We start from the raw sequence: 25,573 nt of genomic DNA, 5'->3' as shown, positions 1-25,573 counted from the left end.
GGTGATAGAGCATGTCTTCAAGTAGTAGAGAATTGAAATGGGGTATAGCTCATATTTACAGCAGTTTAAACAATACTATAGTTCATATCACAGATTTGTCTGGGGCAGAAACGGCATCTAGAGTTTCAGGAGGTATGGTAGTTAAAGCTGATAGAGAGAAGCCATCTCCATATGCTGCAATGATCAGTGCCGCGAGGGCGGCTCAACAAGCTATGGAAAGAGGAATTACAGCAATACATATAAAAGTAAGAGCTCCAGGAGGTCACGGTCCAAAAACTCCAGGACCTGGTGCACAAGCAGCTATTAGAGCTTTAGCAAGATCAGGATTTATTATTGGAAGGATAGAGGACGTAACGCCTATTCCGCATGATACAACAAGAAGACCTGGTGGCAGAAGAGGTAGAAGAGTGTAAAGGGTCAAGGTTATGAAGATCAAACCGATAAATATTAAAGAAAATTTTTTAGAACTATATATTGAAGATGCACCTCAAGAGGTGCTCACTTCTCTGAGAAGAATTATAATTGAAGAAGTCCCTACAATGGCAGTAGACAACGTTCTAATTTTGGAAAATAACAGTGTCTTACATGACGAAGTCTTAGCCCATCGTTTAGGGATGATCCCTCTTTACAGTGATAGAGCGCTGGAAAAATATAGGGCGCCTGAGGAATGCGCAGAATGTACAAATTGCGAAAACTGCTTTGATATTCTTCACTTAGAAGTAGAGAATAAAGATGAAGATAAAAAAGTAGTATACACGGGAGAATTGAAGTCAGAAGATCCTGACATTTATCCAGTGTTTAAAGATATTCCAATAGTGGTTTTAGGAAAAGGGCAAAAAATTGTTCTTGAAGCTGAGGCTAGATTGGGGAGAGGAAAAGAGCATATAAAATGGAGCCCTGTATCTATATCAGCTTTAATTTCTGTGCCCGAAATTACTTTTTCATTTGAACAATGCGAGGAACAAGAATCTAATGAATGCTTAAAATGTATCGGTGAATTTAGTGAAGAGCTTGCAGAAAAAATGATGGAAATGAAAAAAGGAAAAATCGAGCTCGAAAATTTCAAAAATACAAGCCTTCTTAGATTTTGCGAGGATAAAGTCTGTAGGAAATGCATGAAGATTAATTATCTTGAAAATAAGAAAATACTTAGAGTAGAATCAACGGGTTCGCTTTCAACAAAATTAATAATTGAAAAGGCTTTAGAAATTTTGAATAAAAAAGCAGAAGCTTTTGAAGAAGTAATAAAAGAAATGGAGGTATTAAAATAATGGCAAGAACTGGTCCTACAAATTTACTAAAAAGAAAGCTCATTAAAGGTTTGAAGAAATTGTCAAAGGATGAGCAAGCTAATATATGGGAAAGAATAAGTGAGGAGCTTTCAGCACCGAGGAGAAAGATGGTTGAAGCGAATATATCAAAAATTAATCGGAATGCTAATGAGGGAGAAGTAGTAGTAGTACCCGGAAAAGTTCTAGGCTCAGGCAAATTAACTAAAAAAATAGTAATAATCGCCGAGTCATATTCTATGAAAGCATATGAGAAGCTCAAAAAAAGCGGAGCGGAGATTTACTTATTAGACGACTTATTGAGAAATAAAGAATTGAAAGACAAAATAGATTCTCTTCCAAAAAGAATAATAGTTTAAATAGAGGTGTGAATTATTTTGAGCGAAAAAGAAATTGTAATAGTCAACGCTGAAAATTTGATACTCGGAAGGATGGCTTCAAAAATAGCTAAAATGCTTCTTACTGGGAAAAGAGTTGTCGTTGTCAATGCTGAGAAGGCAATGATAAGCGGAGAAAGAAATATGGTTATTGAAGGTTATAAAAAATTGTGGAGCGTGAGGACCCTTAGAAATCCAGACAAACAGGGTCCAAGAAGGCCGCAATCTCCAAGAAATATTGTAAAAAGAGCTGTTAGAGGAATGCTTCCTAGAAAGCCTAAAGGAAAAGAAGCCCTATCTAACTTGAAAGTTTATATTGGTATTCCAAAAGAATTTCATGGAAAAGAAATGATAAAATTTGAAGATGTAGTTGCTGATCTTAGTAAGGGAAGATACATATCTGTAGGGGAATTATCAGAAGCATTAGGGTGGAGAGGTGTTATCGCTTGAAGGTGGTCTTATCTGTTGGAAAAAGGAAAAGTGCAATAGCTAAAGTTGTAATAAAGCCAGGAAAAGGAAGAGTACTTGTAAATGAAATGCCTATAGAACTACATCCAGTAGAGCTTTTTAGAAACAAGATAGTTGAAGTCCTTAAGCTTCTTGGAAAAGACCATAGAGAACAGGTAGATATCATTGCTTCTGTAAATGGAGGAGGATTTATGGCTCAAGCTGACGCTACTAGGACTGCGATTGCTAGAGGATTAGTAAAATACTTTGAAAGTGAAAGATTGAAGACAATTTTCCAAGAATATGATAGAGTTCTTCTTGCTGGAGATCCCAGGAGAACAGAGCCGGAGAAATACATGAGATACAGTGCAAGAAGGAGATGGCAAAAATCATATAGGTGAGATAACCATGATTATACCTGTAAGATGCTATACATGCGGAAAGCCTTTAGGGCAATATTGGGAGCCTTTTAAAGAAAGAGTGAGCAAAGGCGAGGACCCTGAGAAAGTGCTTGATGATCTAGGAATTGACAGGTATTGTTGCAGGAGAACTCTCATTTCTCATGTAGATTTGATTGAACAGGTAATCAAGTTCAAACCTATGAGGTGAAAAATTTGAGTAATGAAGAATCTAAGATGGTTAGTGAAATTCATGAGAAGGCTTTTGAATTGCTTGTTCCAATTGAACAATATTTAGCTGCGGGAGTTCACATTGGAACTTACGTTTGCAATAAAAACATGAAGGAATTTGTATATAGAATTAGACCTGATGGACTCTATGTTCTCGATGTTAGAAAAATTGATGAAAGACTTAGAATAGCTTCAAAAATGCTCGCAAGATATGAACCTCAAAAGATTTTGGTCGTAAGTGTCAGGCAATACGGACACAATCCTGTGAAGAAGTTCTCTCAATACGTGGGCTCTAAATATATAGCAGGAAGAGTCATACCAGGTATCCTTACAAATCCTCACCTTGAATGGTATATAGAACCAGATATAGTTGTTGTTACTGATCCAAGAGCAGATCAGCAAATAATAAATGAGGCATCAAAAATTGGCATTCCGATAATTTCGTTTACAGATACAGATAACAGGATAGATAATATTGATCTTATAATTCCTGCAAACAATAAAGGAAGAAAAAGCTTAGCTTTGCTATATTGGATTTTGACAAGGCAGATATTGAGAGAAAAAGGGCTATTGTTACAGAATGCTGATTTGCAAGAACCTCCAGATGCTTTTGAAGCTAGAGTCGGTGGAAAAGCTTGAGCGGTGATCTTGTAAGAGATCCAGTCGTAGCCGGAGAATTTTATGAATTAAGAAAAGAAAAATTATTAGAACAGATTAGGTGGGCTTTTCTTCACCCTATTGGCCCTGGGAAAGAAGCAATTTTTTCAAACTCAATAACAAAAAACAATTTTGGATATATAGCTCCTCATGCAGGTTACATTTATTCTGGACCGGTAGCCGCACATACATATTATAATATTTCTCTAGAAAAAAAGCCGGACACATTTATAATAATCGGACCAAATCATACCGGCTTAGGTGCACAAGTATCTCTTGCTCCATGGAAACAGTGGAGAACACCATTAGGGCTTATCAATGTTGATATAGAATTAAGAGATTATCTTATTACAAAATCAAAAGTTTTAGTTCCAGATTACAATGCTCATTTATATGAACATAGCATCGAAGTTCAGCTACCATTTCTGCAATACATATTTCAAAAGGATTTTCAAATACTACCAATTGTATTAATGAGGCAGACTCCAAAGGTTGTTGAAAAGATTGCGGAAGAATTATTAGATGCAACCGAACATCTAGGTAGAGATTTTACCATCATTGCAAGTAGCGATATGAGCCATTATGAGCCTTATGATGTCGCAAAGAGGAAAGATCTAAAAGCATTTGAGATGATTAAAAAAAGAGACATTAATTTGTTTTATAACTACTTAGAGACCGAGAACGTTTCGATGTGTGGACCTGGAGGAGTGATGATATTAATGACGATATCAAAAATGAAAAACGGAAGGGAACCGGAAATTCTTAAATATGCGACTTCAGGTGACTTGACTGGAGATAAAGACGCAGTTGTGGGATATCTTTCGGCAAAATTCCCTATTTGAATTTCAGCATATTTTTAAAAAGAGTTGGCTTGAGATGAAAATTCTCTCAAAAATACCACTTACTTTAGGAGTTTTAATACCGAAAAGGAACACACCATTTCTTGCTTATCTAACCGATAGTTATTTAGAAATTAGCTATAAAATAAAGCAATCAAGCGAATTTAGTATAGAAATAAGAGGACTCGATGAAAGAATCGCAAAAGCGAGTATGGAACATGTATCATATTTGATAAAGAAGGGGTCTCCTTTACCATTGAAAGTTGATATTGAAGCGAGAGGAATTGGAAATTGTTCTAATCTTCCATCCGCTGTCGCATTAATATTAAAAGGTGTCATACTTTCCCTAGAAGAATACTATGAAGAAAAATTTTCAAATGACGAAAAAATAGAAATTTTAAACGGAGTTATGAACAGTGTTGGAATTTTTCCAGAAGAAATTCTGCAATCTCTCATTAGAGCTACAGTGAGAGAAAAATCCTTGATATATTCTGATACCGATGGAGAAATATTTCTGGAAGATTTGAAAGTGAGATGTAATGGCATAAAGGAAAAAGGAAGCATAAGCGTTGAGAAAGAAATCGATAGCGGTCTTCTTGATATGTATTCCAAGCTTAATTCTTATCTTCTTATCCTTAATGTCAATGGAATTGTGGAAAAAAATAAGGAAAAATTTGAGCAATCAATAAGAGGGTTAAATTCCCTTTATTATGCCATATATGATGTTTTGCCGGAAAAGGAGAACCTCATAGTCCCGTCTTATAAAAATGAGCTTTTATCGGTAGAAATAAAAAACGCTGAGGAATGATCTGTTTGAAAGTCGTTATAAAGCTTGGAGGAAGCTTGATAACAGATAAATCAAAACCATACTCGTTTAGAAAAGAGGTTGTCATCCGCATTGCAAAAGAGATAAAGCGTGCAATTGATGAAAAGATCGATTTGGTCGTAATACATGGAGGAGGATCATTCGGTCACGTAGAGGCAAAAAGAGCCATAGATATATATGGAAGAATATCAAATGAGACTATCTCTCCGATAGCTTTTTCTATGCAAGAGCTCAATTATATGATGACCTCAATATTGGTTTCAAATAGAATAAAGGCAGTATCTTTCCCTCCACATTCTTTATGCGTGAACTTATGTAATATTGGAGAAAGATTTTCATGTGATCTGAAGATCGTCAAAACTGCAATTGAAAAAGGAAGCGTTCCTATCCTATTTGGCGATATTGTCTACGGGGATAACTTTTGTGATCCAGCTATAATTTCTGGGGATGATTTGGCTCTAATGATAGGAAGCTACATCAATGCCGAAAGAATTATATTTTTTACAGATGTAGATGGTGTCTTTTTAGAATTAGGTCATCCAGAGACTATTTTAAAGGAAATTCGTTTGAATGAAATTGACAGTGTTATTAAAAAAGCCTCTATATACAATAACGTAGTCGATGTGACAAGCGGCTTGCTAGGAAAGCTGAAAAAAACATATCAATATCTTTCAACTAGCTCGTCGATAAAAGAAGTATGGATATCAAACGGACTTATAGAGGGAAATATATATAATCTAATTTCTGGCAAGACTGTCAATGGAACAAAAATAATTCCATAAATTTTTAAAGCATGACTACGAATTTTCTTTAATGTCATTAGCGAGTGAGAACATTTATGAGTATTGCAAATAGAAAGCTGGATCACATTATAATAGCCTTAAGTAAAAAAATTGAAACTAGCGACACTTTACTTAAGAATATTCAATTAATACATCAAGCTCTTCCCGAACTTTCCTTTGATTCTATTAATACCACTGTTGAGTTCTTAGGGAAAAAGCTTTCTGCTCCATTGATGTTTACCGGCATCACGGGAGGACATGTATATGCAGGTGATATTAATAGAGTTTTGGCAAAAGTAGCAGAAGAGAATAAGATAGCAATTGAAGTGGGGAGTCAACGAGCGGCATTAGTAGATCCTTCAGTTTCCTGGACATACAGGGTTGTAAGAGAAGAAGCGATTAGCGTGCCAGTTATAGCAAACTTAGGAGCGCAACAACTCGGCGATAAGCCTGTAGAAATTGCCGAAAAAGCTATCAAGATGATTGATGCTGATGCTATAGCTATACATTTAAATGTAGCACAGGAGCTTTTTCAATTGGAAGGAGATAGAGATTTCAGAAATATACTAAAAAATATTGAAATATTAAGAAACGAACTGTCAGTTCCCATTATAGTAAAAGAAATTGGATATGGAATATCAAAAGAAGTTGCATCAGCGCTCGTAAAAGCAGGTGTTAAATATATAGATGTAGCTGGTGCCGGGGGGACTAGCTGGATAAAGGTAGAAATTTTAAGACGAAAGCTGAGAGGTGAAAAAGTGGATCTGCCCGGCATCTATGAATTTTACAATTGGGGAATACCAACGGCATTATCTATAATTGAAACGAGAAGTGTTTCGAGTGAAATAAAGATAATTGCGAGCGGGGGAATAAGGAATGGAGTTGAAGTTGCGAAGTCAATAGCTATAGGAGCTGATATTGCAGGCTTTGCGTTACCTGCTTTAAAAGAAGCTGCAAGGTCTAAAGAATGCTTAGATAGATACGTTCGAAACATTATAATGGAACTTAAAATAGCTATGCTATTAACTTCGGCTAAAGATGTCGAAGAGCTAAAAAATGTGCCTATAGTTTTTGATGAAAAAATTACAAATTGGCTGAGCCAAAGGGGTATAGATCCAATAAAATTTTTAGAAAATAGAAAAATTAAAAAATTTTCGTAAAAAATGAAAAAATAAAAAGGTGTTATCTTATGATTAGCTTGAATGACTTTCTAAAAAGTGTTTCAATTAATATAGATAGCTACATAAAAGAGAAGCTTGTCGGAGAGCCTCCAGATTTTTACGAATCATCTCTTTACATATTAAAAGCAGGAGGAAAAAGGTTGAGACCTGCACTAGTTTTTGCCTCTGGATATGCATTTGGAGGTAGTGAAAAATACCTCTTGCCATTTGCTGCAGGCGTCGAATTGCTTCACAACTTTACCTTAATTCACGATGATATTATGGATAACGACGATTATAGAAGAGGCGTTCCAACTGTTCATAAGCTCTGGGGGATTCCTACAGCTATTTTGGCTGGAGATCTTCTATTTTCATACTCTTTATATCTTCCTTTACATTCCTGTGATGACTTTGAGATAAAAGATAGATGCATAAAAGCTTCAAAGAAGCTTGCATGGGCTTCGCTTACGGTAGCAGAAGGTCAGGCGCTAGATATGAGCTTTGAGAAAAAAGAAAGTGTAAGTGAGGAAGAATATATGAATATGATAGAAAAAAAGACAGCCGCATTAATTGAAAGCTCTGCATATATTGGGGCAACAATTGGAGGAGCAGACGAAAAGGATTTGATGCATATATCAGAATTTGGAAGAAAAATTGGCATTGCCTTTCAGATTGTTGATGATATTCTTGGAATATTTGGAAAAGAAGAAGAAACGGGAAAGCCAGTCTACAGTGATATAAGAGAAGGGAAAAAGACTTTGCTTATAATAAGAGCTCTTGCCTTATCCAATAAAGAAGAAAGAAACAAACTAATCAGTATACTAGGGAAAAAGGGATTAGGAAAAGAAGAATATGCTGTTGCTGCAAGAATTATTGAAGAACTCGGAGTGTTAGAATATGCAAATATCAAGGCGAGAAACTTAGCTGAGGAAGCAAAAAGCCATTTAGATGAGATAAAAGGTAGTACGAATAAAGAATATATTAGCTTGTTAAAAGATATTGCAGATCTCGTTGTGAGGAGAAAAAAATAAATGGTAAATATTTGCTACAGATTAGAAGACGATAAAAAGATTCCTTCAGTAAAAAATTATCTAAAGAGCAATGAAAATATTGAAAGTAAGCTGGACATAAGCCTTGATAGGATCGCATGTGAAGAGATTATATTTAATAATATTTCTTTTGGAGAGAGGAACATTTGCGTTTCTAAGGGAAATTTTATAATAAAAACTCCAAAAAACTCGTTTCTTATTGAAAGAAACGAAGAACTAAAATATTTCATAATAGAAGCATCGCAAATAAACACTAGAAAAAAACCTGGAGATAGCGTGAAGAAATGGGATGAGATAGCTGTTTCCAAATCAAAGAAAGGGATATTAAGAAGGATTAAAATTCCATTTGAAGGACAGATAATATTGGTGGAACAGGATCCTACATATAAGCCTGAAAGAATTGTATTTATTTTAAAATAGAGCATAATTTTTAGCTTTTTTAAAGCTTTAGATTTTTTGAGTAAATTTATTTTTAGTCAAAAGCACGAACAAAACCTTTCCTTTATGTTTGAAAATTCTTTGAAAAATATAATATTCTCTTTTCTTTAAAAACATTTAAAACGAGGTAAAAAAGAGATGGACGAAGAAATAGATAAGCTAATACAAAAACATGTACTGATAAATGCCATAAAGCACAATGGTAAGGCTGAAGTAGGCGCAGTTGTATCAAAAATTGTTGCGGAAAAACCAGAGCTGAAAAGCAGTATCAAGGAAATTATAGAAAGTGTAAAGAAAAAAGTCGAGGAAATCAACTCAAAAAGCATTGATGAACAAAAAAAGATTTTGGAAAAAGAATTTCCAGAAGTTTCATTGACGGAAGAGAAGAAGAAAGAAGAAAAAGTTCTTCCTCCTCTTCCCAATGCCGAATTATATGAAAAAATTATCACAAGATTTGCCCCAAATCCAGATTTCGTTATACATCTGGGTAACGCTAGGCCTGCAATTCTCAGTCATGAATATGCCAGGATGTATAAAGGTAAAATGATTTTGCGATTTGAAGATACAGATCCTCGAACAAAAACTCCAATGATAGAAGCATATTCATTAATTAGGGAAGATCTAAAGTGGCTAGGCATCAGATGGGATGAAGAGTATATTCAAAGTTTGAGAATTCCAATCTACTATCAAATAGCGAAAGAGCTTATATTGAAAGGAGGGGCTTACGTTGATGACTCAACAAAACAGGAATATGAAGAAATCGTATCGGCAGGTCAGGTTCATCCAAATAGGAATAAATCTCCAGAAGATAACCTAGAGCTTTTTGAAAAAATGCTTTCAGGTTACTACAAAGAAGGAGAAGCTGTACTAAGAGTAAAAACAGACTTAAAATATACGGATAAAAGTTTAATTGATTGGGTTGCTTTTAGGATTATAGATACAGAAAAGACCCCACATCCTATAGTAGGCTCTAAATACATAGTTTGGCCAACTTATAATTTCGCTGCCGGCGTAGATGATCACTTAATGGGTGTCACGCACGTAATAAGAGGTAAGGAACATAAGCAAAACACTATTAAACAAAGCCATCTCTATCAGTATATGGGGTGGAAGCAGCCCGAAACTATACATTTAGGAAGATTGAAGCTTGAAGATTTTATAATGAGCAAATCACAGATAAAGAGAATACTAAAAGAATCCAGAGGTTTGTATTCCGGACCGGACGATCCAAGATTTGGAACAATAATGGGGCTTAGAGAAAGAGGGATATTACCTGAAGCCATTAGAAATCTTATACTAACTGTCGGTGCTAAAAGTTCTGATGCGAGTATTAGCTATGTAAATCTAGCTTCTGAAAACAGAAAGATAATTGATCCTATAGCTTATAGGATCATGTTCGTTATAGAACCAGTATACTTGAAAATCGATAACCTAAAAGAAGGATGTTTAAGGACGACCATATCATACCACCCAGATAATAAGTCTTTAGGATCCAGAGAATATGAGGTTTGCAATGGAGATATAATTAGTATTTCAAGAGATGATTATGAGAGCATTAACAATAGTGGAACGAAGTCATTAAGGCTAATGGAGTTGGCGAATTTTGAAATTTCAGGCGAAAGACTTGTGTTCAAATCTAAGAGCGTTGATATTGCTAGAAAAGAAAAACTCAGTATTATACAATGGGTCAAGAAAAAGAACTCGACAATAGCTTCTCTCCTTATTCCATCAAAAGAAGAGCTTAAAGTTAAGTATGGTGATATTGAGAAAGTTGAAATCTTAGAAAGTCTTAGTGGAAAAACTATACAGCTAATCAGAGTAGGATTTGCAAGGGTTAAAAGGGTATCTCCATCAGTCGAGTTAGTATTTTCTCATGAATAATATATTGTTTGACTTTTAAAAATAACATAACAAAAAAGCTTGCACAATTCTATGTATATTTCATCATTTATAAAATGACTACAATAGAAGTTTCAAGCATAAAATATTAGAGCAGAAAATCGCGAATAAATAGAAAAGCTTAAAACCTGTTTATCATAAAAGAAACTAAAGGGATGAAAGATCCCTTCGAAAATATATGAGAAGGAGAATGAAAGACCATGTCAAAACAATTTTATGTAACATTTAATGTACCTCCAGAAATTGCAGATGAAACCTATAAACTTTTAGAAAAGGTAAAACAGTCTGGTAAAATCAAGAAAGGTACAAACGAAACAACCAAAGCAGTAGAAAGAGGAGTAGCAAAACTTGTCGTTATTGCTGAAGACGTGGATCCTCCAGAAGTGGTAGCTCACCTGCCGCTTTTATGTGATGAGAAAAAAATACCATATACGTATGTACCTAGCAAAAAGAAATTAGGAGAATCTGTAGGAATAGATGTCCAGGCTGCAGCGGTAGCTATAATCGATCCTGGAGATGCTAAAGAAGGGTTAAACTCTTTAATCAGCAAAATCTCTGAACTAAGAAGTAAGTCTGCATAAAAATTTTTCTTTGTTTTTTTACCTACTTGACAACCTTCTAGCTTCTCTTTCTGTCTCTCTGAGTATCAGAATATCACCTATTCTCACAGGACCCTTTACGTTTCTCGTAAGAACCCTTCCTTTATCTCTTCCTTCAAGAACTCTAACTCTGACTTGAATGATTTCTCCAGTAACACCTGTTCTTCCTATTATCTGAATAACCTCTGCAGGATAACCAAACTCTTCAATTATCGCAGATCTTTCTTCCTTTAAGCTCATTTTATTTTCCCTCTACCTTTGATTGTTAAAAATAATTTAAAATTTGACAATAATAAAGCTTATTAAACATAAAAAGTTAAAAGTCTTGTTGTATAAACAAACAGAAAGAAGGTCGATCAAAAATGGCAAGGCTTGTTAAGTGTGCTTTTTGCGGTAATGAAATATTACCAGGAACTGGTCTGATGTACATAAAAGTTGATGGAAGTGTTATGTGGTTTTGCAGCAGAAAATGCTATAAAAATATGCTAGTGCTTAATAGAAAAGCAACAAAACTAAAGTGGACAAAAGTAGCAAAAAGGTGATTTACATGGCAATTGAAAGAACATTTGTTATGATAAAGCCAGATGCTGTAGAAAGGAAACTTATCGGAGAAATAATATCGAGGTTCGAAAGAAAGAACTTAAAAATAGTTGCCATGAAGCTTATAAAAATGACCAAAGAGCAGGCAAAAGAATTATATATTCCTCATAAGGATAAGCCATTTTACAACGATTTAGTTAATTTTGCAACCAGAGGACCTGTAGTGGTAATGGTGCTTGAAGGCGATTCAGCAGTTGAAGTTGTAAGAACTTTAATAGGATCTACAGACGGAAGAAAGGCATTGCCTGGGACTATTAGGGGAGATTTTGCACTCGACATTCAAGAGAATGTCATTCATGCATCTGATTCAAAAGAAAGCTATGAAAGAGAGCATAAAATATTCTTTCTTGAATCAGAACTTCTGAAATACTGAGTTATATTACTAATAGTTATTAATCCTGATTTTACGAAATTTAAAGTCACGCCTTTTTGTTTAAATATTTTTAAGGATTTATTCTTGTAAAAGCTTAGCAATAAGCTTTGCCAAGTAATGAAGTTTCCTTTAATGACTTCTAATTTTTGCATAAAAGTTATCCTAGAACCTAAAGCAGTAAATCTCATAGAAAGCTCAAGAGTGATTTCTGTTTATTCTTTTTGCCTCGTAAGCAAAAAATTTAAGCTTGAACAAATGCGGGGAACTATAACTGCTAGAAAACATGATATTAGAATTTTGAATGCTAAATATTATTTGTTATGGAATTCATAGAACAAAATCATACAAAAGCATATAATGGATCGCTTTTTCTTTTTATTTTAATTATCTCATCTAATACCATTTTAACATCATCACTTATATCGCCTTTGAATTTAGTTAAAAATGTCCTCGCATGCAGATCGGGAACGTCTGTATAAATAATATCGCCTTCGTTTATTTGCCTTCCAACCATTATGTTGCCTTTGACTGAAATTGCGACTTGCATGCCTGGCTTTGCTTCTTTAAGACTTTGTCCTTTGTCTTGAATTTGCTGAAGTATACCAAGCTTTCTACCTGCCTCGTCCATTAATGGGCTCCCAGGTTTGAGTATACCTCCCAAAACTTCGATTCCAACAATAACAGGATCGCTCCTTCTGAAAACAAATCCTGGGATTATTCTAAATTTTGCAGGCCAAACTAAGTTTTCCATTTCTTTTATTTTTTCTAATCTCTTTACTTCCTCTTTCCAATTGAAATAGTCTTCAAGAAGCTTATAAATTATATTGTTTAGCATTATTTTCACATTTAACTTTTCGGCTTCTTCTTTAGCATCAGGCATTACTTTAACATTAAACCCCAAAATTACGCCTAAAGTTTCATCATCTTGCTTGGAAATTGATGCCTCAACAACATCCCTTTTTGTTATGTTTCCTATATCAGCTATTCTAACTGGAATGTTATTTCTTTTCAAAGCTTCAACAAGTGCATCTAAAGTCCCCAAAGTATCAGCTTTAGCTACTACCCCGCTTTTATCTGTTTTTATCTTTATCTTACTTAGCTCTTCTAGTATTTTATTTTTAGCATCTTCTATTTCTTCAGGTGTATTTGCAACATATAGCTGAGTTCCCGCGACTGCATTGTCTAAGTCCGGAGCAACAATTTTTACCCCAACAGCTGCTACAACTTCATCTACACTCAAAAACTTGTCTTCTGGCGATCTGATTTCTTGCAATGGCTTAGGCATAAGGAGATTTCTAACCTTTGTAACGATCGGTCCTTCGGCGCTTCCAAGAACTATTGTATCTCCTTTTCTTAAAATTCCATCATATATTATTACATCAATAGTATTCCCCAGTCCTGGCATCTCCTTAACTTCAAGCACTACTCCTTTGGCATTTCCTGAAGTAAATATCAGCCTATCCTTCAAGTACTGCTGAGACAACCCTGCAAGCATTGCAAGCAATTCTGGTATTCCCTCACCTGTTTTTGCGGAGACGGGAACGATGCTCACGGTTCGTGTAAAATCTTTTATTCTATCAAACCTATCACTGTTAAATCCGTATCTACCAAGCTCTCCCATTAGATAATATATCCTCTCATCCAAAAGTTCCTTAGTTCTTTGTGACTGCTTAGCATATGAATTTATAAAAGCTTCATTTGGATAAGGCTTCCAACCCGGAATTTTATCAATTTTATTTGCAGCGACCAAAAATGGAACCTTTCTCGCCCTTAGAAGTTGCAATGATTCTACAGTTTGCTCTTTGAAACCTTCTATTATGTCAACGACCAATATAGAAAAATCTGAGATCGCTCCGCCTATTCTTCTCATATTCATGAAAAGCTCATGTCCAGGTGTATCTATAAACAACAGCCCTGGAATTTTTAGCTTAACAGGTATTATTTTTTTAAGAGGTTCAGCTAATTGCTCTATAACTCTCGAGGGAACTACGCTTGCACCAACATGTTGCGTTATCTCTCCAGGCTCTCTTTTAGCGACACTTGTCCCTCTAATTTTATCAAGTAACGTTGTTTTTCCATGATCTACGTGACCCATTACAACGACAATAGGTTGCCTCAGTTTTTGCTCTTCGATTCTAGAAGTACCGCTCAATTTAATCACCAAAAATGTAATTGTTATTTGTTTTTAAAGATGAGTCATTATCTTATATTGTTGATTGGATAAATGTCTAATTCAAAATTATCTCTGAGCAAAAAGCTTATAAACATTTGCAATAGAGTAAAAGAAACTCAATTTCTTTTGTTGAAATAGAGAATTTAATTATTATGCTTTCAAAAAAGGTATAATTAAAATTTAATTATCCTTTTAATAATAATAAATTTAAACGCATTTAAATAATCTGCAAATCCGGCAATGAAAAAAGAGCTGGATGCGGAGGTAAATGAAGTAATGCCCGAATTTAAATTAGTAGTATCAGTTCCAAAGCACAATAATCAATCAATCAAAGTGAAAGTAGTTGGAGATGAAAAAATTCAGCTGAGCAAGGAGCAAAAAGAAGGAAGAAAACTTCCTATTGCTATTGTTTCACGCGCATTGGCTGATAAGCTTAACGTAAATGATGCCGTTCTCATGTTAAAGTTCTCGCAGGAAGGCGGAAAAGTAATTAAAATGCACTTTAAGACTACTATTGAAGACGGTTTAGATGAAAATACAGTAAAGATATCTTCAGACCTTTTAGGAGAAAAAATCGGAGAACTTCAGGCGGAAGCTATAGCTATGAAGTCAAAAGCATTTCAGCTAACTCTAGATGATTCAACGAGCAGAAGATTTGTAGGAATGAAGATAGGTGACGAAATAGACGCTGTAATTATAGATCTAAAAGGTAAACTAGTAGTGAAAGGGGGCTCGGATAACAGCGGTTTTCCCATGAGAAAGGATCTTCCTGGTGCAGTTAAGAAAAAGTTGCTACTTTCAGGGCCTCCTGGTTATCATCCTGAAAGAAATGGTGAAAAAAGAAGAAAAATGGTCAGAGGAAATACAATAGATGAAAGCTTTGTTCAAATAAATACTATTTTAGTGCAATAAATTATATCGTTAAAGTGATGTATTTTGGCTTATGAAAAAAAGGAACAACCTGAAGTAAATATTGGGACTGCAGGTCATGTAGACCATGGAAAAACTACTTTAGTTTATTCTCTCACTGGTATCTGGACTTCAAAACATAGTGAAGAGTTAAAGAGAGGAATGACAATAAAGCTTGGATATGCAGATGGGGGTATATATAGGTGTTCTAACTGCCCATTTCCAGAAGAGTACCAGCCCTTACCAGAATGCAAGGAATGTCCCTCAGGATCGGAGCCTGAGCTTTTAAGAAGAATATCTTATGTTGACGCGCCAGGACATGAAATACTTATGACTACCATGCTTTCTGGTGCTGCTATAATGGATGGAGCACTTTTAGTGATAGCAGCCAATGAAAAGTGTCCTCAACCGCAAACTTTTGAGCATTTTAAGGCTCTTGAAATAATCGGAATAAAAAATCTCATTATAGTTCAGAACAAAGTTGACGTAGTAAGCAGGGAAAGAGCTAGAGAAAGTTACAATGAAATTAAACGTCTCATAGAAGGCACATGGGCAGAAAATGCTCCTATTATACCTATTAGCGCTCTAAAAGGGGCTAATATTGATGTTCTTATGGCTGCAATACAAAAGTACATACCTACTCCGGAAAGAGATTTGACTAAGCCTCCTTTAATGCACATTGTTAGAAGCTTTGATGTAAATAAGCCTGGTACACCTCCTGAAAAACTTGCTGGTGGTGTGGTTGGAGGCACACTTTCGCAAGGAGAGCTTAAAATCGGCGATGAAATAGTAATTCTGCCAGGCATGAAAGTTAAAAAATCGGGCGGAAGAGAAGAATATCAGGCTATATATACTGAAGTTACTAGTTTAAGGTTCGGTGAAATTGAGGTTGAAAAAGCCCTTCCAGGCGGATTGCTCGCTGTAGGGACAAAGCTAGATCCATCTATTACTAAAAGAGATCAACTTATTGGAAACGTTCTTACAATTCCTAATAATAAACTTCCTATAATAGACCATATTGAAATGGAATATCATTTGCTCGAAAGAGTTGTAGGTGCAAAAGAATTCATCACAGCAAGACCTATTCAGGCAAAAGAAAGACTAATGATTACGATAGGGACTGCTCTAACTAAAGGAGTAGTTGAGAGAGTATCAAGCAATGTAATAGAAATTTCGCTTTCAAAGCCCATTGTTGGCATAAGCGGTAGCAGGGCTGTGTTCAGCAGAGAGATTAATGGGAAGTGGAGATTGGCAGGATGGGGAATCTTGAAGTTATAAAAAACATATATGTAGTGCTTGACACAAATTTCTTGTTTATGCATCTAAGAAAGTTTGATGTTTTCGAAGAGATCTCTTCTTTGATTAATTATAAACCGGAATTCATTTGCTTAGAAAGCGTTTTAAATGAATTAGAAAAATTGGAGAGGAAAAACAGAAAAAATGATAATGAAATAAAAAAACGAATTGGCTTGATTAAGGAAAAATGTGAACTTCAAAAGTCTAATTATTTTTCTGCTGATAAAGACATTTTAGAAATTGCTTTGAACTTAACCGAAAAGGGCATTGTAATTGTTGCTACAAATGACAGAGAATTGAGGAGAAAATTGAGACAGATCGGGATAAAAAGTATTTACTACAGAGAAAGTGAAAACTCCCTTGAAACAGATTTCGAATTCTGGCTATAATTTAACATAATACTTATAAAAGCTTTATATCAATAATATAAAACAACTTTTCAATATTTGTAGCAATGAGGTAATGAGTATATGTTTTTACGTTCTAGGGTAAAGGATATACTAAGGATTCCGCCGGAAAGGATGAATGAAGATTTGGACAAAGTCGCATCAGAAATACTGAATCAATATTACTCGGGATACTATGACGATGAGCTTGGAATTATTATTGGTGTCGAAAAGGCAAAGGTAGATCCATTTGGAAAAATTGTGCATGGAGATGGAGCATCTTATCATAATGTAGAAGCGTCAATAATTTCTATGAAGCCTTTAATGCATGAAGTAGTAGAGGGCTTTGTAACAGACGTTAAAGATTATGGATTATTCATTAGGATCGGTCCAATAGATGGATTTGTGCATAAATCGCAAATTTCTGACGAATACGTTGAATATGATAGCAGCAGGGAAGCATTTATTCTGAAAAACAGTAATAGAATCATTGAAAGAGGAGATATTGTTAGAGCAAGGATTATCGCATTAAGTTTTTCTACTGAAAAAAAAGAAATAAGGGTCCAATTAACTATGAGACAGCCCTACCTTGGTAAAACTGTAGAGGGATAAGCAATGTCTAAAAGGTTGAAATCTCCTTATAAGGCATGTATAAAGTGCAAGGCTCTTGTAGAACCAAATGTCGAAGTATGTCCTGTCTGCGGGTCTAAAGAATTTACTAATGATTGGGAAGGACTTGTAATTGTCCTAGATGTTAATAATAGTAAAATAGCTCAAATCTTAGGAATTACGAAGCCTGGAAAGTATGCAATAAAGATTAGGTGATGATAAATAGTTCTAAAAATGAATGATAAACTCAAGAAAGTTCTTTCGGAACCATTTGGTCCAATTTATTCTGGTTCCTCTTTTGAAAACCTTATAAAAACTACACATAATAAATTCAGGTATATAACAATAGGAGATTATGTAACGGAAAAGTATATAGAAATTGCAGAAAAATCTCCTGTGCTTTCTTTTGTAGATATGCAGACAAAAAGAGAAAGATATGATATTTCAAAGATAAAAAGTTACTATACGGATATAATCGAAATATATAACAAACAAGGAACTATCAGTAAAGAAACAATAGATGAAGAACTTTCTGAAGTTTTAATTAACTACATCCAAGGCATTTCATCTTTAGTAATTGTTAGAGGAGAGGAAGATCTTCTATCATTATATGTCCCTTTATTAATACCAATGAATTCCAGTGGAAGAGTAATTTATGGGCAACCAGGAATGGGCGCTGTTGTCTTTGATGTTAACGAAAAGACAAAAAGAGAAATAAGCAATATACTGCAAGATTTTTATATAGAATTTTCGATTTAATTTTATCGGATATTAAGGGAAAATTTCTTCAATGAGGTATATTTTGACCTTCTCTCTCCTAGAAGGTGAAAGGTGTAAGCTGTATAACTAATAAAAATGATGAGCACCAAACAAACCTTCATCCTTCAGAAAGAGAACACTCAGATTGTTGAGACAATTTTAAAGACAAGCCTATCATAAACTCTGCTACCTTCTCCCATCTTTTGCTTTGTCCTTGCATCAATAGCATACTGAAATCCTTTTTCTAGTTCAGTATGTATTAAACCCGCTACTACCTTAGGAGAAGCTTCATGATCTACTATTAGCGCATCTGGCAATATATTGCCGTTTTTATCTGTAAGCTTATTAATGTCTTCAACAGGAAAAACTACAACTTTTTTCAATACATCGTAAATTATAGAATTAATTACTTTTTGAACACCTGTAGAACCATACCTTTTAAGGACTTTTTCTTCTATATATTTTAGAGCAACTTCCTGCTGTGGAGTTAACTTGACATTTTCTTTTATAAAAAATATACTATCTCCTGGAATATAATCGATCAGATTCATCTTTGCAGCTTTTCTTAAAGCTAGTTCAGATTCAGATGAAACTGGAACAACTGGAACCTCGGGAAATTCTTTTTTCAGTCTTTCAATATTTTCATATGCGGTAGGAAGATCTGCCTTATTTGCAGCGATTATATGAGGCTTAGCCGTCTTTCTTAATTCTTTTGCAAAAATATAAAAATCTTCTTCTTTCCAATTGCTCGGTCTTTTATTTGTCAAATCAATCCTTTCAAGTACCTCAATCACATGAGATCTTTTTATAGATAGTCCAGAAATTTTATCGTATAATGCATCTACAAAATTCTTTCTGCTTGTTTCAACACTTACAGAAAACTTCTGCCAATCAGAGCTTACTATTTTAGCCAACCATAAATCAACTTCATTTATTATTTGCTTAACTTCTTCTATAGGATCGTAGGTACCGGGCGGTACTGGGTTCCCCTCTTCATTTGTAGACCCAGATGCATCGATAACTAAAATAAATGCATCTGCTTTTCTGAGGTCATCCATAAATTTATTTCCTAAGCCTCTTCCCATATGTGCACCAGGTATTAGACCAGCAACATCGAGCAGTTCGATAGGAACGAACCTATTACCATTTTGACAATAACCTGTTCTTGGATTACAAGCTTCAAGACCAAAATCAAGATGAGGGCAAGTTATTTTAACATACCCTATTCCATGATTCGGTTTTATTGTGGTAAAAGGTCTGTTACTAATCTCAACTGTTGTCATTGTAGCGGCAGAAAAAAACGTCGATTTTCCTACATTAGTTTTTCCAATTACACCTATTAATGGTGGTAAGTAATTTACCAACCTTCTCAGTCCCTAATTTTCTTTAATGCATGTTCAATTAAAAAAACATGTGCATTTTCTCCCAAGCTATTTATAGTATACTGAAGACGTGCTAATTTAGGAGGATAGTATTCAAATTCAGAAATCTTCGAGAGTTTTGCATTTAGGTAATCAATTTTTCTTTGTAGCTCGTTTGCTTCTTCCATTTTTTCATTTTCCATTTTAGTTAATGGCTTCGGAATAAACGGATTTACAGAAACTTTAATTTTTTTCTTGTTTCTTAGAGTCTTCCAAAAATATTCCACTTGTGCAATGATAGCATCCAAATCGCTTTGCCTCTCTCCCGGTAGCCCTATCATATAATATAATTTTATTCCCATATCAAGAGCCTTAAGTTTTTCAGCAATTTGTAGTATCATTTCATCTTTAATAGGTTTTCCAATGCTTTTTCTCAGCTCATATATACCAGTCTCCGGTGCGACAGTAAGAGTTTTTTGTCCAGCTTTTTTTATCAGCTCAATTTTATTATCATCAAGAGAATCAATCCTGACGCTTGGAATGCTTGCTTCTATGCCTCTATCTACAACATACTTCAAGATTTTTTCTCCAAGAGCGCTATCAAAAAAACTAAGAGAAAAGAAAATTACTCTATTTAAGTTATTAACTTCTAGCCCTCGTTCTATTAATTCGATAATTTTATTTTCACTTCTCTCTCTTCTAAAAAGCGATATGGCCGATTCCATACAGAAAAAGCAACCTCTATTGCAACCTCTAGAAGTTTCTACCATTAACCCCTTTCCCAAAATAGGTTCGGTATGAGGATTTTGTATTTGAATAATTGGAAAAAAAGAAGAATCCAAATCTTTAACTATTGAGATTTTTTCTGTTCTATTTTCCAAGCTCCAAAAGCCTTCGATAGAAGAAAGCATTTCTTTAAATTTCTTCGGATTATCAATATATTGAATTGAGTCGAAAAATTTTTTGCCGGTACTTTCAAATTCACCCCTAAAGATAAAATCGGCAACTTTTCCCATCGGAAAAGGGTTTGCCGTAGGAGAAGGACCGCCTATAATTAAAATCGGCCTATTTCTCTCTTCTTTCAAAGGAGATATTCTTGATCTCAATAGCGTCCTTATAATTTCAGGATATTCTAACTCATAGTGAGCACTTGCAAATATGATATCGAACTTACTTAGTGGCGTACCCGTTTCAATGCTGATATAATCCCCTCTTGATTCTGTAATTACTCTTTCAGCAAAAATTTCCTCAAAGCTGTTTAAGTAAAAATAAATTAACTGATATCCTAAGCTAGATAGGCTAGATCTGTAAGTAGAAGGGTAAAGCAATGCTATGTGATAGTCAAATCTCTTTTTTATAATGTTGTTTACTTCGTTTTGAAAAATTTTCCCCTTATCCAAGATGTTTACCCATTTTTTCTTATTTTTTCTTAATTTTCTTTTCTTGAGAACAATATACTATAGCATCGTCTGGTACATCTCTATCAATTATACATCCAGCATTGATCCAGGTATTCGCACCAATTTTTATCCCAGGCAATATAGAAGTATTTATCCCCGTTTTTGTATAGTTTCCAACAATAGCGCCAAGTTTTCTCATTCCAGTGTCGATATATTCTCCCTTTACAAGCGATTTAACGTTTTTTCCATCGTGCCTAAGATTTGCAGTTACAGTGCCTGCCCCTAAATTTACATATTCGCCAATTACAGAATCTCCGACATAGTTTAAATGAGGTATTTTTGCACCTCTCATTATAATTGAGGACTTTATTTGGACAGAAAAGCCTATCTTATTTTCCCCGCATAAAATTGTATGTTCTCTTAAATGAGAACAGGGACCTATTTCAGCCTTTCCGGATATATATATCGGTCCTTCTAGCGAAACCGGCTCAATGATTTCAACTGTACTTTTATCATATATCAAACAGTCCTCAGGATTCTTTCCAAGTTCCGAGCAATAATGATCTAATTCAATTATATTAGCCTTAAGCAAATCCCATGGGGTGCCGACATCCATCCATGAGGATTCGATCGGATAAATTTTTACAGAATTATTTTTTGCAATCAAATTTAATACCGATGTCAGTTCAATTTCTCCTCTTGGCGAAATTTCAGTCTTATCTATATATTTTTTCAAATCTCCAATTCTAAGCTTCATAATTCCAGCATTTACATAACCATTAACATCAGGAGGTATATCTTTTCTTTTTTCCTGTATTTCTAAAAGATTTCCATGTTCGTCTACTTTGACTAGCCCATATTTCGAAAGGTTATTCACTTCTTTTACAGCAATAATGTTTCCATCAAACTCCAATATGTTTTTAAGAATTCTAGACATTTCTTTACTTGGAACAAATATATCTCCATATACAACTAAAATTTCATCTCCGAGATCTTCTGCTCCTTCTAGAATCTCTTTAATTGCATGGCCTGTCCCAAGCGGTAAGCTTTGCTCCATTAATTTAATTTTTTTCCCCGTTAGGTTGTTGTAACCATTTAAATATTCAAAAATTTTTTCCTTATTCTTATAAGTTAAGACGATTGCTGAGTTTAATAAATCAGCTTCCTCTAATGCGTTTAGATGAATATTAAGTAATGGTTTGCACAAAATTGGTAATAACGGCTTCGGCGTATCATAAGTTAAAGGCCACATTCTTTCTCCTTTTCCCGCAGCCAGTATAACTGCAGTAATATTTTTACTCAATAAAATAACACCCTGCAAATTGTTCTAAAATATATGAATTTATTTTTATAAATTTATGAAAATATCTCTTTTAATAAATCCACTTTTCAATATGATAAGAAAGCGAATTTACAACAGTTAAAAGGCCAATCATTTATAGCATGATTGAAGGCTAAATTTTCTTCAAAGTTGTTTTGCAGAAATTTTCAATATATAACAAAAAAGATCTAAAATTTTACTTCTGTATCATATGAGTTAAATATAAGAGCTTGAAAAAACTTAAAAAACTCAATACAGAATTCTGTTCATTCTCAACTTTTCGTAAGTAGACAATATATTCACACATAAATGAGAACTATTATTCCGTCTAAAGAGCATTGCTCTTTGTGGTGAAGTAGAATTCGGAAGTTCTTCTCTGTTTTAGAATGAATTCTTTCTTTATCTAAAGCCTTGCATAAAGTTTCCATCAGTGCTATCGTAAAAATGCAACACAATGAAAAATTATTTTATCAAAAAAGATAAAAGTTTAAAAATTTGTTACAATGTAGTTTCAAGCGTAATAGCGTTATCTTTAAATATTTCTATATGGCTTAAATAGTAAAAATGCTTTTTAAAAGTAAAAATAATCGAGGTAATGGAAAAATGCAGTTTTGCCCAAAATGTGGAGGCATCATGGTACCAGTGAAAAAAGATGGAGAAACGGTACTAAGATGCACAAAATGTGGATATGAGATGAAAGCGAAGAAAAAGGAAAGCTATGTCATCAAAGAAAAAGTCAAAGAAAAGGACAAGCCAAAAACTACATCTTTAGTTTCAGAACCTTCTAAATTTGGAGTTAGCGACGAAGAGCAGCAGCAAAGAGTTGAAGACTACTATGAAATAGCTTTAGAACTCATGCAGGAAGAAAGCGAAGGCAGTGATGAAGGAGAGCAATAAAAACCATTTATAGCTTATTTTGGAAAATGATCAGAATTCTCTTATTTATAATTACAAGTACTACGTTTGAATGTATTGTATAGAAGTTTATAATTTTTTTAAGCTTTTGTTCATAAGTTAGTAAATTTTCCGTTGTAAAATAATCGATAACTTGTGAATAAGCTTTTTTATTTATATAGGTAAAAATATCTGATAAAAACAAAAAAATGATGAGTGGGATTTTGAGCAATCCTTCAATATCTGAAGCTTATGCGGATGACGCAAAAAAATTAAGCGAATATATCTCAAAAGACCTACCAATATTTATAAGCGCATACCCAGACAAGATGAGCACTCATGCAGGGATTTTTCTAGCATCCAGTTTATCCTTAACAAGGAAGAAATGCTTTTTAAAAATTACATATGACAAGGAACTCTCTGAAGAAGGGCTAAATATTTTAATAGGTTATAATGGAATGCAAAATAGTAGCAATGAAAAAGTAATTGTAATTCCGAAAATTAAAAGCATTCAATTAAAACCCTCTATTGATGTTATTCAATTTAATCCTGTTTATTCCATTCTTCAAATCCTAGAAGGAAGTATGCTTATAGATCAAGATAAAAAAGTTGCAGTATATTCGAGTATATATCAGGAGCTCAAAACGCCCTTTGAAACAGAGCACTTAATATCATCATATCTTTCTTTTACTCAATTAAAAATCTTAAAGAAATCTTTAAACTTAATTGGAGGAAGCGAAAAAAGTCTCATTGATTCTTTGTTTTTTACCATTGATCCTTTTTATCCTTCTTTTTCTGTGGCAGACCCTGGGTTTATAAAGCAAATTTTAGAAAAAGAGGGAATTGATCCGTACTTAAACTATACTCAACAAAGTTCAGAAAAAGTAAAAAGAATAGCTGAACTTCTCTTAAACGAATACAAAAAAATTGATCCAAATGCCGGTGGTAAGGATCTGATAAGAGTTTCAATATCTGCTACACTTAATAACATAGATTTTGACCTGAAAGAAATCGCAGAAAGTATAGATATAGCTTTAGAAGTATCTCCAGCCTCATTATATTTATTTTACGCTGGAATGTTACCTCTGCATGGACTTATGGTCCATAGAAATTTTTACATTAAAATAATTGCAGATGTATTTAAAAAATTTCTTAAAAAAGAGGATATGACCTTCGAAGGAAATTTTTTGAAAATCAAATGTAATGAAGTTATGCCGGTTTCATTTATTGGGGACTTTTTTAGAAACCGCAGACTTGTAGATAGCAAAAAAATAGTGGTATGTGAGAGAGATGGAAAGCTTTATACTTCTATATTTGAACTTTCAAATTTAGACAATGAGACAAGAAATAAAATTTTAAAATCATCAAACAAGTTAACTTTTCCCTATATAGAAATAATACGGTGAAAAAATTGAATGAAAATTTGTTCAATATCAAAGCAGATATTCAGATATCTTTAACAAATGAGAATTTGTGTAAAAGCATAATTAATTCTTTAGTACCGGATGATTTAACAAGTTCTCCCGAACTTCAAGTTAAAACTTATAATCTCAAAACTTCTATATTAATTCAGATTGTTTATAAAGGAATTAACATATTAACTGTAAGAAATACGATTGAAGATTATATAAATTCAATCGAAACTGTAATTAATTCAATAAAAGGAGCAAAAGAAAAGTTATAAAGATTACCTATATGGGGGAAGAAAATGTCGTCTGTAAAAGGGAAAAGGAGAGAATTAAAAGAAACCTGGAAAATGAAAAAATGGTATGAGGTTATTGCACCATCGGTATTTGGAGAAGTCTCTATAGGTAGCATACCAGCTCTAACTCCTGAGCAATTAATTGGAAGAACAGTAGAAGCAACTCTCTATGACATAACTGGTGATTATACTCAGGTTCACATAAAGCTAAATTTCCAAATAATTAAGGTTGAAGGTCATAATGCACATACCAGATTTAAAGGTCACGAATTGGCAAGGGATTATATTAAGGTTCTGACCAGAAGAAAGAGTAGCAAAGTGCAGGGAATATTTAACGTAGAGACAAAGGATGGCTATAAGCTGAGGATTATAGCTATAACATTCACATCCTATAAAGCAAATACTAGCCAAAAAAGAGCTATTAGAAAAATTATGGAAAAGATAATTACTGAAAGGATAAAGGAGAAGAGCTTTGATGAAGTTATTCAGCTATTAGTCGGAAATGATTTATCAACGGAAATATTTTCAGAGGCAAAAAAGATCTACCCAATAAGAAAAGTGGAAATATATAAATCAAAGTTATTATTTATACCAGGACCACACGGCCCAGAAAAAGCTACTATAACAAGTAGCATTAAAGCAAATCAATAAGATAATATTGTCAATTTGAAATTTATTTAATAGTTTTTTAAATAGTATAAATGTGAATTTGAGATTTTTTTATTAATGTTAAAATCTTCATGTATAAAAGTTTATAAAGATGGACGCTCAGGAAACCTCACATTGTATCGAGAAAATG

The 25,573-nt window shown here is 33.9% G+C and carries 32 protein-coding genes; 27 read left to right on the top strand and 5 right to left on the bottom strand.

The window, feature by feature from the left end; all coding sequences use genetic code 11:
* The first annotated feature begins 11 nt into the window (after positions 1-11).
* The 15 genes from ACP5SL_RS01505 to rpl7ae all read left to right on the top strand — a co-directional run bounded on the left by ACP5SL_RS01505 (position 12) and on the right by rpl7ae (position 10,973).
* Positions 12-413 (top strand): 30S ribosomal protein S11, encoded by a 402-nt coding sequence (locus ACP5SL_RS01505; RefSeq protein ID WP_148683541.1) that lies wholly within the window; start codon positions 12-14, stop codon positions 411-413.
* A 12-nt stretch (positions 414-425) separates the two neighbouring features.
* Complete coding sequence (locus tag ACP5SL_RS01500) at positions 426-1,271, top strand: DNA-directed RNA polymerase subunit D (protein WP_193803551.1); 846 nt, start codon at positions 426-428, stop codon at positions 1,269-1,271.
* Positions 1,271-1,648 (top strand): 50S ribosomal protein L18e, encoded by a 378-nt coding sequence (locus ACP5SL_RS01495; RefSeq protein ID WP_014557602.1) that lies wholly within the window; start codon positions 1,271-1,273, stop codon positions 1,646-1,648. Before ACP5SL_RS01500 ends, ACP5SL_RS01495 begins: the two co-directional genes overlap by 1 nt.
* A 15-nt stretch (positions 1,649-1,663) precedes the next feature.
* Positions 1,664-2,116: a 50S ribosomal protein L13 gene (locus tag ACP5SL_RS01490; RefSeq protein ID WP_148683540.1), complete on the top strand. Its 453-nt coding sequence runs from the start codon at positions 1,664-1,666 to the stop codon at positions 2,114-2,116.
* Positions 2,089-2,514, top strand: coding sequence for a 30S ribosomal protein S9 (locus tag ACP5SL_RS01485; protein ID WP_193803747.1), 426 nt, complete (start codon positions 2,089-2,091; stop codon positions 2,512-2,514). Before ACP5SL_RS01490 ends, ACP5SL_RS01485 begins: the two co-directional genes overlap by 28 nt.
* 7 nt (positions 2,515-2,521) lie before the next feature.
* On the top strand, positions 2,522-2,722 hold the full coding sequence (locus ACP5SL_RS01480) for a DNA-directed RNA polymerase subunit N (RefSeq protein WP_014557599.1): 201 nt from the start codon (positions 2,522-2,524) through the stop codon (positions 2,720-2,722).
* 26 nt (positions 2,723-2,748) lie between these two features.
* On the top strand, positions 2,749-3,381 hold the full coding sequence (rpsB, locus tag ACP5SL_RS01475; RefSeq protein ID WP_148683824.1) for a 30S ribosomal protein S2: 633 nt from the start codon (positions 2,749-2,751) through the stop codon (positions 3,379-3,381).
* Positions 3,378-4,241, top strand: coding sequence for an AmmeMemoRadiSam system protein B (gene amrB, locus ACP5SL_RS01470; RefSeq protein ID WP_014557597.1), 864 nt, complete (start codon positions 3,378-3,380; stop codon positions 4,239-4,241). The genes rpsB and amrB overlap by 4 nt, the downstream gene beginning before the upstream one ends.
* Positions 4,242-4,275: 34 nt before the next feature.
* The gene (locus tag ACP5SL_RS01465; RefSeq protein ID WP_272984938.1) at positions 4,276-5,046 is read left to right on the top strand and encodes a hypothetical protein; all 771 of its coding nucleotides are present in this window, start codon (positions 4,276-4,278) and stop codon (positions 5,044-5,046) included.
* 5 nt (positions 5,047-5,051) lie between these two features.
* Positions 5,052-5,846: an isopentenyl phosphate kinase gene (locus ACP5SL_RS01460; protein WP_014557595.1), complete on the top strand. Its 795-nt coding sequence runs from the start codon at positions 5,052-5,054 to the stop codon at positions 5,844-5,846.
* Positions 5,847-5,902: 56 nt separating this feature from the next.
* A complete protein-coding gene (gene fni, locus ACP5SL_RS01455; RefSeq protein WP_193803550.1) occupies positions 5,903-7,006 on the top strand; it encodes a type 2 isopentenyl-diphosphate Delta-isomerase in 1,104 nt (367 codons plus the stop codon).
* 29 nt (positions 7,007-7,035) lie between these two features.
* The gene (locus tag ACP5SL_RS01450; RefSeq protein WP_014557593.1) at positions 7,036-8,037 is read left to right on the top strand and encodes a polyprenyl synthetase family protein; all 1,002 of its coding nucleotides are present in this window, start codon (positions 7,036-7,038) and stop codon (positions 8,035-8,037) included.
* Entirely contained in the window at positions 8,038-8,475 is a 438-nt protein-coding gene (locus ACP5SL_RS01445) for a DUF2118 domain-containing protein (RefSeq protein WP_014557592.1), read from the top strand.
* 156 nt (positions 8,476-8,631) lie between these two features.
* Positions 8,632-10,374 carry a glutamate--tRNA ligase gene (locus ACP5SL_RS01440; RefSeq protein WP_014557591.1) on the top strand — a complete coding sequence of 581 codons (1,743 nt, stop codon included), beginning with the start codon at positions 8,632-8,634 and terminating at the stop codon, positions 10,372-10,374.
* 218 nt (positions 10,375-10,592) lie between these two features.
* Positions 10,593-10,973 (top strand): 50S ribosomal protein L7Ae, encoded by a 381-nt coding sequence (gene rpl7ae / locus ACP5SL_RS01435; protein WP_014557590.1) that lies wholly within the window; start codon positions 10,593-10,595, stop codon positions 10,971-10,973.
* Positions 10,974-10,991: 18 nt separating this feature from the next.
* Here rpl7ae and ACP5SL_RS01430 read toward each other — a convergent pair whose 3' ends face one another.
* Positions 10,992-11,231 (bottom strand): 30S ribosomal protein S28e, encoded by a 240-nt coding sequence (locus ACP5SL_RS01430; protein ID WP_014557589.1) that lies wholly within the window; start codon positions 11,229-11,231, stop codon positions 10,992-10,994.
* A 122-nt stretch (positions 11,232-11,353) separates the two neighbouring features.
* On the opposite strand from ACP5SL_RS01430, the gene ACP5SL_RS01425 reads away from it, so the two are divergent.
* Positions 11,354-11,533, top strand: coding sequence for a 50S ribosomal protein L24e (locus ACP5SL_RS01425; RefSeq protein ID WP_014557588.1), 180 nt, complete (start codon positions 11,354-11,356; stop codon positions 11,531-11,533).
* Positions 11,534-11,538: 5 nt separating this feature from the next.
* Positions 11,539-11,964, top strand: a complete 426-nt coding sequence (ndk, locus tag ACP5SL_RS01420; protein WP_014557587.1) for a nucleoside-diphosphate kinase — start codon at positions 11,539-11,541, stop codon at positions 11,962-11,964.
* Between the two features lie 340 nt (positions 11,965-12,304).
* Here ndk and infB read toward each other — a convergent pair whose 3' ends face one another.
* Positions 12,305-14,125, bottom strand: coding sequence for a translation initiation factor IF-2 (gene infB, locus ACP5SL_RS01415; protein ID WP_193803743.1), 1,821 nt, complete (start codon positions 14,123-14,125; stop codon positions 12,305-12,307).
* Positions 14,126-14,413: 288 nt separating this feature from the next.
* Between infB and ACP5SL_RS01410 the strand changes: the two genes are divergently transcribed.
* The 6 genes from ACP5SL_RS01410 (at position 14,414) to ACP5SL_RS01385 (ending at position 18,096) form a co-directional block, all read left to right on the top strand.
* Positions 14,414-15,049, top strand: a complete 636-nt coding sequence (locus tag ACP5SL_RS01410; protein ID WP_158308292.1) for a 30S ribosomal protein S6e — start codon at positions 14,414-14,416, stop codon at positions 15,047-15,049.
* Between the two features lie 24 nt (positions 15,050-15,073).
* Positions 15,074-16,324: a translation initiation factor IF-2 subunit gamma gene (locus tag ACP5SL_RS01405; RefSeq protein WP_014557584.1), complete on the top strand. Its 1,251-nt coding sequence runs from the start codon at positions 15,074-15,076 to the stop codon at positions 16,322-16,324.
* Positions 16,303-16,731 (top strand): PIN domain-containing protein, encoded by a 429-nt coding sequence (locus tag ACP5SL_RS01400; RefSeq protein WP_428228077.1) that lies wholly within the window; start codon positions 16,303-16,305, stop codon positions 16,729-16,731. Before ACP5SL_RS01405 ends, ACP5SL_RS01400 begins: the two co-directional genes overlap by 22 nt.
* Positions 16,732-16,812: 81 nt before the next feature.
* Positions 16,813-17,340, top strand: a complete 528-nt coding sequence (locus ACP5SL_RS01395; RefSeq protein WP_148683535.1) for a DNA-directed RNA polymerase — start codon at positions 16,813-16,815, stop codon at positions 17,338-17,340.
* A gap of 3 nt (positions 17,341-17,343) precedes the next feature.
* Positions 17,344-17,553, top strand: a complete 210-nt coding sequence (gene spt4, locus ACP5SL_RS01390) for a transcription elongation factor subunit Spt4 (RefSeq protein WP_014557581.1) — start codon at positions 17,344-17,346, stop codon at positions 17,551-17,553.
* An 18-nt stretch (positions 17,554-17,571) separates the two neighbouring features.
* Complete coding sequence (locus tag ACP5SL_RS01385; protein ID WP_193803546.1) at positions 17,572-18,096, top strand: GTP-dependent dephospho-CoA kinase family protein; 525 nt, start codon at positions 17,572-17,574, stop codon at positions 18,094-18,096.
* A 140-nt stretch (positions 18,097-18,236) separates the two neighbouring features.
* Here the strand turns inward: ACP5SL_RS01385 and ACP5SL_RS01380 are convergent, their stop codons facing one another.
* Genes ACP5SL_RS01380 through glmU form a run of 3 tightly spaced genes read right to left on the bottom strand, consistent with a single transcriptional unit; the run spans position 18,237 to position 22,160 of the window.
* Positions 18,237-19,460, bottom strand: coding sequence for a redox-regulated ATPase YchF (locus ACP5SL_RS01380; protein ID WP_014557579.1), 1,224 nt, complete (start codon positions 19,458-19,460; stop codon positions 18,237-18,239).
* A 5-nt stretch (positions 19,461-19,465) separates the two neighbouring features.
* Positions 19,466-20,857 carry a B12-binding domain-containing radical SAM protein gene (locus tag ACP5SL_RS01375; protein ID WP_193803544.1) on the bottom strand — a complete coding sequence of 464 codons (1,392 nt, stop codon included), beginning with the start codon at positions 20,855-20,857 and terminating at the stop codon, positions 19,466-19,468.
* Positions 20,858-20,876: 19 nt separating this feature from the next.
* Positions 20,877-22,160, bottom strand: coding sequence for a bifunctional sugar-1-phosphate nucleotidylyltransferase/acetyltransferase (glmU, locus tag ACP5SL_RS01370; RefSeq protein ID WP_014557577.1), 1,284 nt, complete (start codon positions 22,158-22,160; stop codon positions 20,877-20,879).
* A gap of 582 nt (positions 22,161-22,742) precedes the next feature.
* On the opposite strand from glmU, the gene ACP5SL_RS01365 reads away from it, so the two are divergent.
* The 4 genes from ACP5SL_RS01365 to ACP5SL_RS01350 all read left to right on the top strand — a co-directional run bounded on the left by ACP5SL_RS01365 (position 22,743) and on the right by ACP5SL_RS01350 (position 25,425).
* The gene (locus ACP5SL_RS01365) at positions 22,743-23,075 is read left to right on the top strand and encodes a zf-TFIIB domain-containing protein (protein ID WP_322741382.1); all 333 of its coding nucleotides are present in this window, start codon (positions 22,743-22,745) and stop codon (positions 23,073-23,075) included.
* Between the two features lie 221 nt (positions 23,076-23,296).
* Complete coding sequence (locus ACP5SL_RS01360; RefSeq protein ID WP_428228076.1) at positions 23,297-24,478, top strand: hypothetical protein; 1,182 nt, start codon at positions 23,297-23,299, stop codon at positions 24,476-24,478.
* 5 nt (positions 24,479-24,483) lie between these two features.
* Entirely contained in the window at positions 24,484-24,756 is a 273-nt protein-coding gene (locus tag ACP5SL_RS01355; RefSeq protein ID WP_158308291.1) for a KEOPS complex subunit Pcc1, read from the top strand.
* A gap of 24 nt (positions 24,757-24,780) precedes the next feature.
* On the top strand, positions 24,781-25,425 hold the full coding sequence (locus ACP5SL_RS01350) for a 30S ribosomal protein S3ae (RefSeq protein WP_014557572.1): 645 nt from the start codon (positions 24,781-24,783) through the stop codon (positions 25,423-25,425).
* The last annotated feature ends 148 nt before the right edge of the window (positions 25,426-25,573 follow it).

Origin of the sequence: Fervidicoccus sp. (assembly GCF_049967375.1) — an archaeon.
Lineage (GTDB): Archaea > Thermoproteota > Thermoprotei_A > Sulfolobales > Fervidicoccaceae > Fervidicoccus > Fervidicoccus fontis.
Note: the sequence above shows the minus strand (reverse complement) of the source record. Positions and strands in the feature narration are given on the sequence as shown.